The following is a 12,844-nucleotide window of genomic DNA, read 5'->3' as shown; positions in this document are numbered from 1 at the left end:
CATATTCAAATGCAGTATAGAGCGCTTTTCTTTGCCGCTGAAAGGCGCCCGGGCTCCAGAAGGGTCTGTGTTGACAGGGGTGTGATCGCCCAATCAACGACGTAGGCGTAACCGATCTGACTGGCATATTCGGACAGTGAACGCACAATATTGCGCAGTGCATTGTCGGTCTCCCGGCCCGTTCGCATAATAGGACAAGATCGAAAGGCTCAAGATGCGTCGTACAAGTACGAAAAAGCACGGCGCAGACGCACAGGGCCGCAACGGCGCAATACAGTAGCGCTTTGTCAAATTCACCAAGAACACCATGTTGACCCAACCCCCGCATTGGCTGCGCCGTGTGCCCGGATTCAAGGAGCTGGGCGCCTTCGGCAAGATGCAACGCGGCATGCTGTTTGGCGGTGCGGCCGTGCTGTCGCTGGTGGTTCTCGTTGTGGCTGGAATCGGGGCCTACGTAAAGATCTCGAACTACATTGCCGACGGGCGAGAAACCTTCATTACCCACAAGGCGTTGCTGCTGATTGATGTAGAGACCAAGCAGGCCGCGCTTCAGCGCGGAGTCATCAATGCGGAATTCCTCTGGGGTGAACATCGCCCCGCCCGCGCTGCCCTGCTGCGTGATTTCAAGATGCAGGGGGGGCGTGCTTACCTTCGGGCCAACCCCAGCCTTGAACCCCAGCTTGCATTGGGAGACCTGGGAGCCAAAGCGCCGGAGGCCTATTCCAATTACCTTGCATTCAGCGAGGAACAGGCCTTTACCGCCAGTGCCAGTGCCCGCCAACGGGGTCAACTGCTGACCGGCTATTACTACTCGCCCGACGAGAAGTTCGTATCGATCATGCCGCCGCCAAGAACGGGCGATCCGCTGCAGGCCGTGAAAGCGCATTCACTGGCCGAGCTCATCCATGCGTTGGCCAAGGATATTGGAGATCTGAATGACCCTGAGGTTGACCGCAAGCTGCTGGAGAGCCGCAAGGTCATGTGGATACCGCCGCATACCGATCCGTTTACGGGCGACAACGTGTTCAAGCTCGTGCAGCCGGCGTTTGACGGTGACAAGCCGTTCATCGTGTTTGTGAGCGATCTGCCGGTCCGGGTGCTTTCCAATCGGCTCGATCAGGCGCCGTATGACGGCAACATGCTGCTGCTGTCCAAGAGCGGTGATGTGCTGCTCGAAGGTTTCGGCAGTCAGGAGACGTCGCCAGAGCGTGCTCACGCGCTGACGATGAAGGTGGTGCAGGACGGCATGTGGAAGCGCGGGCTCACGCAAACCGACAGCAGCTATCACGACGGCGTGTTCACGATCAGCGAGCCCCTTTCCGAAACCGGTTGGGTGCTGGTCTACACCTATTCGTGGCGAACGATCCTGAGCGCACTGCAGGATTCTCTGTGGGCGTATGTGGCCGCAGTACTGGTCATGTTGGTCCTGATCTGGACCTTTGTACTGCTGTTCCACTATCGCGTGTTCCGGCCTGCATACCTTCAGTCGCTGCGAGTGTACGAAAGCGAGAACCTGAGCCGCACCATTATCGGGACGGCGCCTGTGGGTCTGAGCCTGATTGCGTTTGGGTCGGGCGAACTACTGCTGCAGAACGAGGTGGCTGGCCACTACCACACCCAGGGCCACCCACTGCACCGGAGGCTGCTGGGCGCGTATCGTGAAGACCACCACGCACCAGGCGCCGCAGTCAGCCGCGAGATCGAAGTCGATGGGCCGGGCGGGCGAATCGCCGAACTGCATGTCGATCTTGTCCCCACCAAGTATCAGGGCGAAGACGCGCTGCTCTGCAGCTTTATCGACATCACATCACGCAAGCAGACCGAGCGCGCGCTCAACGACGCCCGCACTGCTGCGGAAGAGGCCAACCGCGCCAAGTCCTCGTTTCTCGCCACGATGAGTCATGAGATTCGCACGCCGTTGAATGCCATTCTCGGTAATCTCGAGCTCATCCAGCACGCGCAAACGCTGCACGGTGTGGAGCGCGATCGGCTGGAAGTGGTCTCTACCTCGTCGCATACGCTGGTTGCACTGATCGACGATATTCTCGATTTCTCCAAGATCGAAGCCGGCCAGATGCACCTGGAGTCGATCCCGTTTGATGTGGTGGAGGTGGTGGAGTCGGTCATCGCCGTCTTCCTGCCAGTGGCTGAGGCCAAGGACCTGACGCTGCATTACCGAATTGCGCCCACCCTCGCGCAACGCTACCTGGGCGATCCGACACGCTTGCGGCAGATTCTCAACAACCTGCTGAGCAACGCCATCAAGTTCACACAGGCGGGTAGCGTATGCATTGCGGTAGAGCCGCTCAGCGGGCACGGCGAGCAGGCGCGGCTGGCGTTCAAGGTGGCGGACACGGGCATCGGTATTGCCGAAGACAAGCAGAGCGCGTTGTTCCAAGCCTTCACGCAGGCCGACACTTCCATCACGCGCAAGTTTGGTGGTACCGGACTGGGCCTCGCGCTGTGCCGTCGGTTGGCCGAATTGATGCATGGGGCTGTGCGGGTGCAAAGCACACCGGGGCGTGGTTCGACGTTTACTGTTGAGCTGGTGCTGGGAGTGGCGAGCGGGGCTGATGCTGTGTCCCAGCCATCCCAGCCGTTGCAGAGCGTCGCCATCGCGTTCCTGTGCGGCGACGAGGTCTGGGCGCAGGCGCTGGTGCCACATCTGCAGTCGCGCGGTGCACGTGTGCAGGTGAGTGCATCCCCGGCGGCGTTGCCCACCGGGTGCGATGTGCTGCTGGTGCATGGCAGCTCACGCAACTGGCCGCTGGCGGAGGAGGACGCATTGGTGGCACGCGCCCGACGTGTCATCGACGTGATCGACGACGGGCCGCGCAAGCCAACCCGCCATGCCGGACGCATGGTCATCTCCAGCTACAGCTTGCGCAGCTTGATGCAGTTGCTGGGCGGCGCCCGCGAGTTTGCTGTACCCACACAGAACGATGTGCCGGGTCCAGCGCAGGCGCACGGGGCTGTGCTGCGTGTGCTGGTGGCAGAAGACAACCCGGTGAACCGCTTGCTGCTGCGTGATCAGCTGACGCTGCTTGGCCACGATGTCACGCTCGCCGCGGGCGGCAGCGAAGCACTGGAGCACTTCAATGCAAGCCAGTACGACGTGGTGCTGACTGATCTGAGCATGCCTGGCATGGATGGTTTTGCGCTGTGCCGCGCCCTGCGCAACCAGGGGGCGACGTTACCTGTTCTGGCCGTGACCGCGCATGCCAGCGTGGAAGAGCGTGCCGCGTGTGAGGCCGCCGGCATGACGGACATGTTGGTCAAGCCGCTTTCGATTGACGCCCTGGTGCAGGCGCTGCAGCCCATTGCCGAGCGCAAGAGCCAAGTCGCGCAGCATCTGAACAAGGCGCAGGCCAATGTGAGCAGCCTGGAGAACGGCGGCCCGCTGTCGCACGAGATCTGGTCAGCGCTGACCACATCGTTCCGCACATCAATGCACGAGGCGCGTACCGCCGTGGTGGAATCCGACTTCCACAAGGCGGCCAAGTCCATGCACTTCATCAAGGGCGGTTTTGCTGTGGTGCGTGAGGTGGCACTGGTGGAGGCATCACAACAGCTGGAAGGCCTGCTGCTGCGAGGCGGGGCCGGCAACGAAATCCTGCGGCAGTTGGATGCGTTGGCCGAGCATGCTGAGCATATGTTCGAGCAGCGTGCACCGGTTGACCTCACGAACTGAGGCGGCGGCAGACTCAATTTCGTACGCGTCCAATATCCGGCTGGGTTTCGGGTCTTTAAAGTCTGTAACGATGACGCCCCCCGAGGGCGCCTTAAGTTCAGACGATAGAGGGATCGCCATGCATGTCGCACTTGTTCATTCCGGCACGATCGAAGGGGACTGGGTGGAATGCGCGTTGGGGCAGCTCAGGCACGACGTGGTTCGTTTTTTCAGCCTGGATGCGCTGCTGCGCACCGTTCACCAGACCTCATACGATCTGGTCGTGCTGCACAACGGTTTGAGCCGCGCACATAGCCTGGACGCGCTTGCAGTGTTGCGCGCCCGGCAGCAGCACAGCGTGCCTTTGCTGGTGTATGGCAGCACGCTCGACTCCGGCGAGATTGCCAAGCTGCTCAACGGCGGCGCGGATGACTACGTGGATATTCCCACCGGGGCGGCGGTGTTTGCAGCGCGCGTGACCGCGCTTCTGCGGCGCGTGTATCCGGCGAGCTTTCAGCAGACCAGCTTCACCATCGGCAACTTTGAGATCAGCCCGTTCCGGCGCGTCGTCGAGGTTTGTGGCGAGCAGGCTGACCTGACGGATACGGAAACCCGCCTGGTGCTGCTGCTGTTCACCAACATGGACCGCACGCTGTCGCGCAACCACATCTTCGCGCTGGTTTGGGGGCGCACGACGCTGCAGATGACGCGCACGATCGATACGCATATCTCACGCTTGCGGCTCAAGCTCGGGTTGCATGAAGAGAATGGTGTGCGGCTGCGCGCGGTCTACAACGTGGGCTATCGCCTTGAGCGCGTCGCACACCAGGGGATCGATCAGTTGACCGATCCTATGCTGTCGCTCGCGCTGCAAGCCTGAGCACGCAGCGCGAGAGAAGCCGTCAGGCGCGGGCGATGATGTTGATCTGCAGCGCCTCACCGCCGGCGGCGATGGCGAGCAGGCGATCAACATTTGGGTGGGCGCCGGGGCGGTTGCGTGCATCCACCGTGTGCTCGGCAAACACGGCCAGGCCATGCTCGGCAGCCTTGGCGTCGAGCTGGCCGAAGGCCTGCTGCAGATAGTGATACACCGCCAGCGAGCCTTGCTTGCCGGGCTTGTTCTCGATGTCGGCCACCACGGCGCCCTTGCCATCGACTAGGTCGATGCGCTCAATGCCGTCAATGGCGGGCAGTTGGGTGAGGTTGTCCTTGAATACGTTGCTTGGCTGAATCACAGGGAATGCTCCGTTGGTTGGCCAGGGTTCGGCCCTGGATGGGGCCGTATGTTAACTGCTCTGGCACAGCCAACGTGAACCGCGAACCTCAGCGCCGTGCGGTGGACGTGTTCAGCGCAGCAGCGGCCCGGATGAGTGCCTTCAGCGCTTTCTCGTTTACTTTGTCGCCTTCGCGAAAATCAATCGCGCGCCGGGTGTTGCCATCCAGGCTTGAGTTGAAGAGGCCTGCAGGGTCCGGTACGGCAGCGCCCCTGGCAAACGTCATCTTTACCGTCTGCTTGTAGGTCTCGCCAGTGCAGAGGATGCCGTCGTGCGACCAGACAGGCACGCTCCACTTCCATTCTTCAACCACCTCAGGGTCGGCGGCCAGGATCAGCGCGCGCAGCTTGGCGAGCATCTCGCCGCGCCAATCATCCAGCTCAGCGATCTTCGCGTCGATCAGTTCAGATGCAGGTGCCGCGTTCTCCGGTGCGCTTTTCTTCATGGGGTCTGCCTCCTGGTGGGATCAGCAGATCATTCTGGCAGGAACGCGGGGCGGTCGCCAATCGGCAACGCTGTGCGGGTATGGCCGCAGATATTCAGTGGAAAGCTTAGAAACGCCTTTTTTCCGAAATCCGGGTTGATTTTGGAAAAATGAATCTGAAAATAAAAAGATAATAAAGCGGCGTTCATTTAACGGCGAGATTACTCAGAACTTGAGCCTTTTCCGTTAATTCCCCACTTGAGTAGGGTGCGCGGCCATTTCAGCCAGAACCCAAGCGGGATGCGGGTGTGCAGTCCGATGCTCGCACGCAGCGGCGCGATGTTGCAATGCCCTGATTTCTGCTGTGGCAGTCATCGATTGGTCATCTTTCGACTCCAATAATTGCGCCTCCGAAGTTCGGTAACGCATAAGGATGCCCCCCACTTTTGAAGGGGGTGTCGATTGGACCGAGAGAATTTCAAATGACTATTCGTCATCGTATTACTTTGCTGATCGTGCTGATGTTTGTCGCCTTGGCGGCCATTGGCGGTTATGCGGTCTACCAGACTCGCAGCAGTGCGTCCGAGGTCAAGCAGGTGACAGAGGGCGTAGTGCCGAGCGCGCTGGCGTCGGCCGACCTGGTGTCGCTCGTCAAGGATGTGCAACTGGCGACAATGGTGTTGGTGTATGCGCCCGACGACAACATCGTCAGCCAGGCCAAGGAAGACCTGAAGACCAAGGAAGCCGCGCTGCGTGCCGCGCTGGACGTGCAGGCCAAGCGCGCCAACAGTCACGCGCAGGAGGGGCTGGTTACGCAGGCCAAGGAAACCGTCGACAGCTATTTTGAGGCCATCCAGCAGACCACCGACATGAAGGTGCAAGGCAAGAACGAGCTTGCGCAGGCCTTCCTGTTTGCCAATGTGGCCAGCTATCGCGATGTGCTGGAGAAGATTGTTGAGACGCTGCGCATTGAGAAGAACCGCGAGAAGGACGACGCCATCGCCGGCCTCAACGGCAAGCTCGCCAGCACGGCCACCACCATTGGTGTGGTGAGCGGTGTGGCCATCGTGCTGCTGACCGCCATCGGCATGCTGTTGTATCGCCAGATCACCCGGCCGCTGACGCGCATGCAGGGCGAAATGAGCGAAATCGCCACCAGCCAGGATTTCACGCGCCGCGTGCCGGTCGGCCGCATGGACGAGATCGGTCATTCGGTAGTGGCGTTCAACCAGATGATCGAGAAAATCCAGGAGAACCAGGCGCTACTCAAACAGAAGACGGCCGACATTCAGGCGATGCTGCAGAACATGCAGCAGGGCATTCTGACGGTGGTCGATGGCGGGGTGGTGCACGAGGAGTACTCGATCTACCTGGAGTCGATTTTCGAGACGCAGGAGATTGCAGGCCGCAAGCTGATGGACCTGATCTTTGCCGATACCAGCCTGGGCGCCGATGCGCTGTCGCAGGTGGACGCAGCGGTGGATGCATGCCTGGGGCAGGACGTCATCAATTTCGCCTTCAACCAGCACTTGCTGGCGAGCGAAGTGGAAAAGCGCATGCCGGATGGCCGCGTGAAGACGCTGGACCTGTCGTGGTCGGCCATTACGGATGAGAGCGACACCATCCTGCGCCTGATGCTGTGTGTGCGTGATGTGACCGAGCTGCGCAAGCTGGCGGCTGAAGCCAGCGAGCAGCGTCGCAACCTGGAGATGATTGGCGAGATCCTGGCAGTGAGCCAGGAGAAATTCCAGCACTTCATCGACAGCTCCACCAGCTTCGTGCACGAGAACGAACGCATCATCCGCCAGTACTCGCAGGCCGACAGTGCGGCCATTGCGGCATTGTTCCGCAACATGCACACCATCAAAGGCAATGCGCGTACATACAACCTGCAGCACTTGACCAACGTGGTGCATGAGACCGAGCAGACCTACCATGCCCTGCGCGAGCCCGGCAGCGAGCACACGTGGGACCAGGACTGGCTGATGCAAGAGCTGACCCGCGTGCGCGAGGCCATCGAGAACTACGCGCGCATCAACGAAAACAAGCTGGGCCGCAAGGGTGGTGCAGCCCAGGGCAGTGCGGTGCAGGTGGTGCCGGACGCCATGGCGCGTATTCAGGAAAGCCTGCGCCTGCTGGAGTCGGCCAACCCCGGCAGCCTGTACGAGCTGGTCTCGATGCGCGATTCCGTTTATCACCTGCTGCGCCTGCTGGGCAGCGAAACGGTGGATGAGATGTTGTCGGGCGTGCTGCAATCGCTGCCGTCGCTGGCGCGCGAGCTGGGCAAGGAGCCGGCCGCAGTGCGCATCGACGACAACGGCTACCGCGTGCGCACGGAGGCCGGCGGCATCCTGCAGAACGTATTCACGCATCTGCTGCGCAACTCCATCGACCACGGCATCGAAACAGCTGATGTGCGCACGGCGCAGGGCAAATCGGCTGCCGGCACGATCGACCTTGAGGTTGGTGTCGACCAAGGCATGTTGCAGATCACGCTGTGCGATGACGGACGCGGCCTGGCGCTCGACCGTATCCGCAACATCGCTGTGGAGCGCGGCTGGATTGGCGCGCAAGAGCGCCCGAGCGATGAGGACATCGCGCAGTTCATCTTCCGACCGGGTTTTTCAACCGCCGAGACCGTGACGGAAGTGTCTGGCCGGGGCGTTGGCATGGATGCCGTGCTGGAGTTCCTCAAGCGCGAGCAGGGGCGCATCGAGCTGCGTTTTACCGATGACCACAAGGGCGCCGCGTTTCGCCAGTTCCAGACCGTGGTCTGCCTGCCCGAGCGCTTTGCGGTGGACAGCGTGAATGCGGCACTCGGTGGCCAGCCGGATATGCATCTGGATATGGACAAGGAAGCGTCGTGATGGGATCGATTGTTCTGGCCGCGCTGGCCGGCGGCTTGGTGCTGGGTGTGATGGTATGGCTGGCGCAGCAGCGCCGCGTGAACGCGGTTGCCCGCATGCTGGGGGACGCCGAACACCGCATCGCCGCACTGTCGAGTGACTTGGCGAAACAAGCCGGGCAAGTGGAGGCCGGCACGCGTGATGTGCAGAGGCTGGAAGCCACCGTCGCGCAGATGCAGAGCGCTGCATCCGACCAGGCAGAACTTGTCGAGCAGTTGCGCACCGAGCTGCAGTCGGCTGCGGAGGCCAAGGAACAATGGGCCAGCCGCGCCCGGCAGATTACTGACGAGGCTGCACGCCTGCGTGGCCTGGCACTGACTTTTGAGCGCTGGCACGAGCAGATGATCTCGCTCATGGAACAGAACCACGACATGCACGCCAAGAACCAGGAGTTGCAGTCGATCGTGCGCCATGTGGTGATCGTTTCGCTCAATGCATCCATTGAGGCAGCGCGTGCAGGTACCGCGGGGCGTGGCTTTGCCGTGGTCGCCAGCGAGGTGCGTTCGCTTGCAGCGCGGTCGGAAGAGTTGTCCAAGAGCTATCGCAACAGCCTGCACCTCAATGATCTGACCACCACCGCCACGTTCCAGGACATTCAGGCAGGCGGGAAGATGATCACGGCGTCGTTGTCGAGCGTTGAGGCGCTGGCCAACCAGTTTCAAACCCAGCTTCACTAGGCAGATACGACGTGATCAGCAGTAACGCGCAAGACAGCTTCGACCGCATCTTCCGCAAGGCCGCGCGCTCCAGGCTCGCACTGCATGCGGAAGATACCTGCGATGTGGCCACCGCAGCGCAGGGCGATGCCGTTGGCGGTGAGCAGGCCATGATCCTGACCATCTCGTCCATCGCATTCCGTCTGTTGCTGGTGCTGCGCTTTGATGAAGACGAGGCGACGCGTGCGTACTTCACCGGAGAAGGCGCGGGCCGTTCGTTTGAGGAAGCGCTGCTGGAGATCGGCAACCTGTGCTGCGGGGCGGTGAATCAGGAACTGCTGCAAGTGTTTCCGGACCTGGGCATGTCGACGCCCTATATGGTGAGCGCGCGCTGCCTGGCGTACCTGGATGCGCTCAAGCCGGGGTACATGGCCGCCTATACGGTCACGATCAATGACGCCGTGCGGGCGGCCGCCACGGTGTGTGTGTGCACCCATGCACCGCTGAACTTCGTGGCCGACGTGCGTGACGAAGTCGAGTCCAGCGGTGAACTGGAATTGTTTTGATTCAGATTGAGAAAGAGGAAAACCCCATGAGCAAGATTCTGGTGGTCGACGATTCGAGCACGGTACGCGACGAGGTGGCCGGCTTCCTGAAGAAGAACGGCCTGGCGGTGGATACCGCCGTGGATGGCAAGGACGGCCTGGCAAAGATCAAGGCCAACCCGGGCCTCAAACTGGTCATCAGCGACGTGAACATGCCCAACATGGACGGCCTGACGATGGTTGAGAAGGTGCGCGGCGAGCTGGGCAACAAGACAGTCAACGTCATCATGCTCACCACGGAAAGCAGCCCGGCCATGAAGGACCGCGGCAAGGCGGCTGGTGTGAAGGGCTGGATCGTCAAACCCTTCAAGGGGGAGGCTGTGCTGGAGACGTTCAAGAAGCTGGCGAGTTGAGCCCCGCACCGTAGCGCCATACTGGTTTTGGGGCGAAACTAGGCATCTTCGAATATCGAGCGTACCCAGACGCCATGGCTGCTTTGGCCGATGCCGTGCTCGTGCTGCATGCGGTGCTCGTCCTGTTTATCGTGGGCGGGCTGGTCGCAGTTTGGGTAGGCGCCGCGCTCAGGCGCAGTTGGGCGCGCGATCGCGTTTTCCGCTTTGTCCATCTCGCGGCCATCAGCATCGTTGCCGGGCTGGCGGTGCTTGATGTGCCGTGCCCGCTGACGGTGCTGGAGGATTGGCTGCGCACCGGTTCGGCCGGTTCAAGCGGCTTCATCCAGCGCTGGGTGAGCGCGCTGCTCTACTACGACTTGCCGCTGTGGGTGTTTGCCGTGAGCTATGCCGTGTTTCTGCTGGCAGTGGTGCTCACGTGGTGGCGCGTTCCGCCACACCCCAAGGCGTCATCCCCCTTGGGGTGATGGCGTCAACGCGTGGGTTGTGCCGGCTTGCGTTCTGCCAGCAGCTTCTGGATGGCGGCTTCCGTTTCTGCATAGCGCCCTTCGCCAAAGTGCTGATAGACGATGCGGCCATCGGCGTCGATCAGGTACTGGGCGGGCCAGTACTGGTTGTGGAAGGCCGTCCACGTGGCGTAGCTGTTGTCCTGCGCCACCGGATAGCGGATGTCGAAGCGCTTGAGCGCGGCCTGTACATTCGCGGTCGACTTCTCGAACGGGTACTCGGGCGTGTGTACGCCCACCACAACGAGCCCTTGATCCTTGTGCTTCTCGTGCAACTGCTTCACGTACGGCAGCGTGTTGATGCAGTTGATGCACGAGTACGTCCAGAAATCGACCAGCACCACCTTGCCGCGCAGGCTGCTCATGGTGAGCGGTGGGGAATTCAGCCATTGGCCGATGCCGGTGAACTCTGGGGCAGCACTTCCGCTGGCCGCAGGTGCGCTGAATGGGCTGTAGGCGCGTGCGCCGGTGGTGGCAAAGTAGGCCGCACCAATGGCAATCGCCACCAGGACGGCGCGTAAGTCGATGCGCATGATCTCTAGCCTGTAGAAAGTTGAGGGGGGCGCCAGCCCAATCAAACCAGGCTGGCTGTGAGTGGCGTCAGACCAGATTCAGTTCGACATGGATGTTGCCGCGCATGGCCTTCGAGTACGGGCAGAGCTGGTGGGCAGCTTCCACCACGGCTTGCGCGACCTCGCGGTCCAGACCCGGCAGGCTGACGTTCAGGCGGGCCTGCAAGAAGTACGCATCGTCGGTGGTGCCCAGGTCCACTTCGGTATCCAGTGCCAGGTCTGCCGGCAGCCTGATCTTCATCTGGCTGGCAGCACGGCCCATCGCGCCGATGAAGCAGGCTGACCACCCTGCAGCAAACAACTGTTCGGGGTTTGTGCCGCGGCCGCTGCTGCCCGGGGGCGAGAGCTTCAGGTTCAGGCGGTCGTCATTGCTCTGGGCTTGGCCGTCGCGGCCACCCGTGACGTGGACGTTGGCGGTGTACAGCACGTTCTCGATGCGGGTCATGATCGTGTTCCTTGGAGAGAGGGTTTGCGTTGGGATTGCGCGGCCGGAGATCGCTTTGCTTGCGTTCGGCGCCGGGCCACGAGACGCATTTAAGACGGCGGACGTATCACGCACGTAGCGCCCGGGCCCCCTTTCTGTCAGGGCACGTATCGAGGTGGGTGACAGATACAAACGCATACAAAAACCGTGCGAAGTGGCAGGGAAGCGGCATGGAGAGCGTTCGCACCGCCGTGGTGCGAGCCGGCACTTCGTCATTTCGAAGCAGGCAATCTGGTCGACGCCGGGTATACGATCCGTATGCTCCGCAGATCGTGGTGGCATACGTAGAGGCTGGAGGCGTGATGAACCTGATGCGTGGCTGGATGCTGGTGGTGGCCCTGCTGTGTGCGAGCGAGGGTTGGGCGCAGACAACGCCTTCTCCTTGTCAGGCTGGGGCGGATGCGAAACCGTGTGACGCCCAGGTGGGGCGTGTCATCCATATCGTGGCCTTTGGCGGCAGCAACACGTATGGCAAGAACCTGCCGCGCGGCGACGCGTATCCGGCGCAGCTGGAAAGATTGCTCCGCAGCGATGGCTTTGATGTGGAAGTCAGGAACGAGGGCACCAACGGCCAGACCACGGCCGAAGCGCTGTCACGCGTGGATGCTGCCGTGCCGGAGGGCACCGACATCGTGATCTTTCAACCGGGCGGCAATGACACGCGCTACAACGCGCGGCGTCCGCTGGCCAGCCGCGGCAATACGGAAGACAACATCGTTGCCGTTGTTCAACGGCTGCAGGCACGCAAGATCGGTGTGATCGTGAGCGGCAATGCTGCCAAGCAGCAGGCGGTCGCGCCGCTAGGTGTACCGACCGTGGATGAACTCAGCCACCTTGCCCCGCTAGAGGAATACCAGGTCGACGGCCAGCACCTGACGCCCAAGGGGTATGGCGTTGTGGCGCAAGCGCTGCGCCCGATAGTCGAGCAGTTGATACGGCAGCGCCTTGCTGCACCGTAATGGAGCAGGATGTTGAATCGGCTTCAAATACGCTGATTCCTTGATACGCTGGATTGAATCGGTTCCGTGCAGTTGGAGGAGGTGAAGGAGTCATCATGCAAGAGCTGGCTTTTTGCACCCTGCTGTATCGCTACTTCTTCTTCGGCTGGCTGTTCAAGGATGCCAGCCACGGCAACCTGTTCGAACGCTCCGCAGCGTGGCGTTTCAACAAGGCGCACGCGCACTGGTTGCTCGCCTACATGCGACGATGGATCTGGTGCGGGCTGCTCTGCTATGCCATGGGCGGGCTGATTGAACTGGGGCTCAAGACGCCCGGCTTGTCTGCGCTGTTCTATGTGCCAAGCGTGCTTAGCGTGCCCATCAATGTCGTCATTGGTGTGCTGTGGATCGGGCTGAAAGCGTTGCCTGGGCCTGTTCGAGAGCGATGACTGTATGACT

General features: G+C 61.5%; 14 protein-coding genes. 9 read left to right on the top strand and 5 right to left on the bottom strand.

Translation table 11 applies throughout. From position 1 onward, the window contains the following. Nucleotides 1–307: 307 nt before the first annotated feature. A complete protein-coding gene (locus R2N11_RS03295) occupies nucleotides 308–3,691 on the top strand; it encodes a hybrid sensor histidine kinase/response regulator (RefSeq protein WP_316680126.1) in 3,384 nt (1,127 codons plus the stop codon). Further along, nucleotides 3,666–4,550 carry a response regulator transcription factor gene (locus R2N11_RS03290; RefSeq protein ID WP_316680125.1) on the top strand — a complete coding sequence of 295 codons (885 nt, stop codon included), beginning with the start codon at nucleotides 3,666–3,668 and terminating at the stop codon, nucleotides 4,548–4,550. The genes R2N11_RS03295 and R2N11_RS03290 overlap by 26 nt, the downstream gene beginning before the upstream one ends. A gap of 22 nt (nucleotides 4,551–4,572) precedes the next feature. On the opposite strand, the gene R2N11_RS03285 is transcribed toward R2N11_RS03290, so the two are convergent. The 3 genes from R2N11_RS03285 to R2N11_RS03275 all read right to left on the bottom strand — a co-directional run bounded on the left by R2N11_RS03285 (nucleotide 4,573) and on the right by R2N11_RS03275 (nucleotide 5,577). Then, nucleotides 4,573–4,905, bottom strand: coding sequence for a DUF2322 family protein (locus R2N11_RS03285; RefSeq protein ID WP_316680124.1), 333 nt, complete (start codon nucleotides 4,903–4,905; stop codon nucleotides 4,573–4,575). Between the two features lie 88 nt (nucleotides 4,906–4,993). Next, entirely contained in the window at nucleotides 4,994–5,389 is a 396-nt protein-coding gene (locus R2N11_RS03280) for a DUF1801 domain-containing protein (RefSeq protein WP_316680123.1), read from the bottom strand. A 29-nt stretch (nucleotides 5,390–5,418) separates the two neighbouring features. Then, nucleotides 5,419–5,577, bottom strand: coding sequence for a hypothetical protein (locus R2N11_RS03275; RefSeq protein ID WP_199029192.1), 159 nt, complete (start codon nucleotides 5,575–5,577; stop codon nucleotides 5,419–5,421). 273 nt (nucleotides 5,578–5,850) lie between these two features. Here R2N11_RS03275 and R2N11_RS03270 point away from each other — a divergent pair, with 273 nt between their 5' ends. From R2N11_RS03270 to R2N11_RS03250, 5 genes are all read left to right on the top strand, one after another. Beyond that, a complete protein-coding gene (locus R2N11_RS03270) occupies nucleotides 5,851–8,235 on the top strand; it encodes a HAMP domain-containing protein (RefSeq protein WP_199029190.1) in 2,385 nt (794 codons plus the stop codon). Beyond that, the gene (locus R2N11_RS03265) at nucleotides 8,235–8,951 is read left to right on the top strand and encodes a methyl-accepting chemotaxis protein (protein ID WP_199029188.1); all 717 of its coding nucleotides are present in this window, start codon (nucleotides 8,235–8,237) and stop codon (nucleotides 8,949–8,951) included. Before R2N11_RS03270 ends, R2N11_RS03265 begins: the two co-directional genes overlap by 1 nt. An 11-nt stretch (nucleotides 8,952–8,962) precedes the next feature. Continuing rightward, nucleotides 8,963–9,496: a hypothetical protein gene (locus tag R2N11_RS03260; protein ID WP_316680122.1), complete on the top strand. Its 534-nt coding sequence runs from the start codon at nucleotides 8,963–8,965 to the stop codon at nucleotides 9,494–9,496. Nucleotides 9,497–9,522: 26 nt separating this feature from the next. Further along, nucleotides 9,523–9,888, top strand: coding sequence for a response regulator (locus tag R2N11_RS03255; RefSeq protein ID WP_316680121.1), 366 nt, complete (start codon nucleotides 9,523–9,525; stop codon nucleotides 9,886–9,888). Between the two features lie 74 nt (nucleotides 9,889–9,962). Further along, nucleotides 9,963–10,352: a DUF2784 domain-containing protein gene (locus R2N11_RS03250; protein WP_316680120.1), complete on the top strand. Its 390-nt coding sequence runs from the start codon at nucleotides 9,963–9,965 to the stop codon at nucleotides 10,350–10,352. 5 nt (nucleotides 10,353–10,357) lie between these two features. On the opposite strand, the gene R2N11_RS03245 is transcribed toward R2N11_RS03250, so the two are convergent. Both R2N11_RS03245 and R2N11_RS03240 read right to left on the bottom strand, forming a co-directional pair. Continuing rightward, complete coding sequence (locus R2N11_RS03245; protein ID WP_316680119.1) at nucleotides 10,358–10,924, bottom strand: thioredoxin family protein; 567 nt, start codon at nucleotides 10,922–10,924, stop codon at nucleotides 10,358–10,360. Nucleotides 10,925–10,991: 67 nt separating this feature from the next. Beyond that, a complete protein-coding gene (locus tag R2N11_RS03240; RefSeq protein ID WP_316680118.1) occupies nucleotides 10,992–11,408 on the bottom strand; it encodes an organic hydroperoxide resistance protein in 417 nt (138 codons plus the stop codon). A 341-nt stretch (nucleotides 11,409–11,749) separates the two neighbouring features. Between R2N11_RS03240 and R2N11_RS03235 the strand changes: the two genes are divergently transcribed. After that, nucleotides 11,750–12,406, top strand: coding sequence for an SGNH/GDSL hydrolase family protein (locus R2N11_RS03235; RefSeq protein WP_316680117.1), 657 nt, complete (start codon nucleotides 11,750–11,752; stop codon nucleotides 12,404–12,406). Nucleotides 12,407–12,501: 95 nt separating this feature from the next. After that, nucleotides 12,502–12,834, top strand: a complete 333-nt coding sequence (locus R2N11_RS03230) for a hypothetical protein (RefSeq protein WP_316680116.1) — start codon at nucleotides 12,502–12,504, stop codon at nucleotides 12,832–12,834. Nucleotides 12,835–12,844: the final 10 nt, after the last annotated feature.

The organism is Ralstonia flaminis (assembly GCF_958415495.1).
GTDB lineage: Bacteria > Pseudomonadota > Gammaproteobacteria > Burkholderiales > Burkholderiaceae > Ralstonia > Ralstonia flaminis.
The sequence above is the reverse complement of the archived record's forward strand: the minus strand, read 5'-3'. Positions and strand labels throughout refer to the sequence as shown.

Excerpts from the sequence above, each read along its gene's own strand:
- R2N11_RS03295 (WP_316680126.1), top strand. The coding sequence starts at position 308 with ATGTTGACCCAACCCCCGCATTGGCTGCGCCGTGTGCCCGGATTCAAG.
- R2N11_RS03280 (WP_316680123.1), bottom strand. The coding sequence starts at position 5,389 with ATGAAGAAAAGCGCACCGGAGAACGCGGCACCTGCATCTGAACTGATC.
- R2N11_RS03275 (WP_199029192.1), bottom strand. The coding sequence starts at position 5,577 with ATGAACGCCGCTTTATTATCTTTTTATTTTCAGATTCATTTTTCCAAA.
- R2N11_RS03270 (WP_199029190.1), top strand. The coding sequence starts at position 5,851 with ATGACTATTCGTCATCGTATTACTTTGCTGATCGTGCTGATGTTTGTC.
- R2N11_RS03265 (WP_199029188.1), top strand. The coding sequence starts at position 8,235 with ATGGGATCGATTGTTCTGGCCGCGCTGGCCGGCGGCTTGGTGCTGGGT.
- R2N11_RS03255 (WP_316680121.1), top strand. The coding sequence starts at position 9,523 with ATGAGCAAGATTCTGGTGGTCGACGATTCGAGCACGGTACGCGACGAG.
- R2N11_RS03250 (WP_316680120.1), top strand. The coding sequence starts at position 9,963 with ATGGCTGCTTTGGCCGATGCCGTGCTCGTGCTGCATGCGGTGCTCGTC.
- R2N11_RS03245 (WP_316680119.1), bottom strand. The coding sequence starts at position 10,924 with ATGCGCATCGACTTACGCGCCGTCCTGGTGGCGATTGCCATTGGTGCG.
- R2N11_RS03240 (WP_316680118.1), bottom strand. The coding sequence starts at position 11,408 with ATGACCCGCATCGAGAACGTGCTGTACACCGCCAACGTCCACGTCACG.
- R2N11_RS03235 (WP_316680117.1), top strand. The coding sequence starts at position 11,750 with ATGAACCTGATGCGTGGCTGGATGCTGGTGGTGGCCCTGCTGTGTGCG.
- R2N11_RS03230 (WP_316680116.1), top strand. The coding sequence starts at position 12,502 with ATGCAAGAGCTGGCTTTTTGCACCCTGCTGTATCGCTACTTCTTCTTC.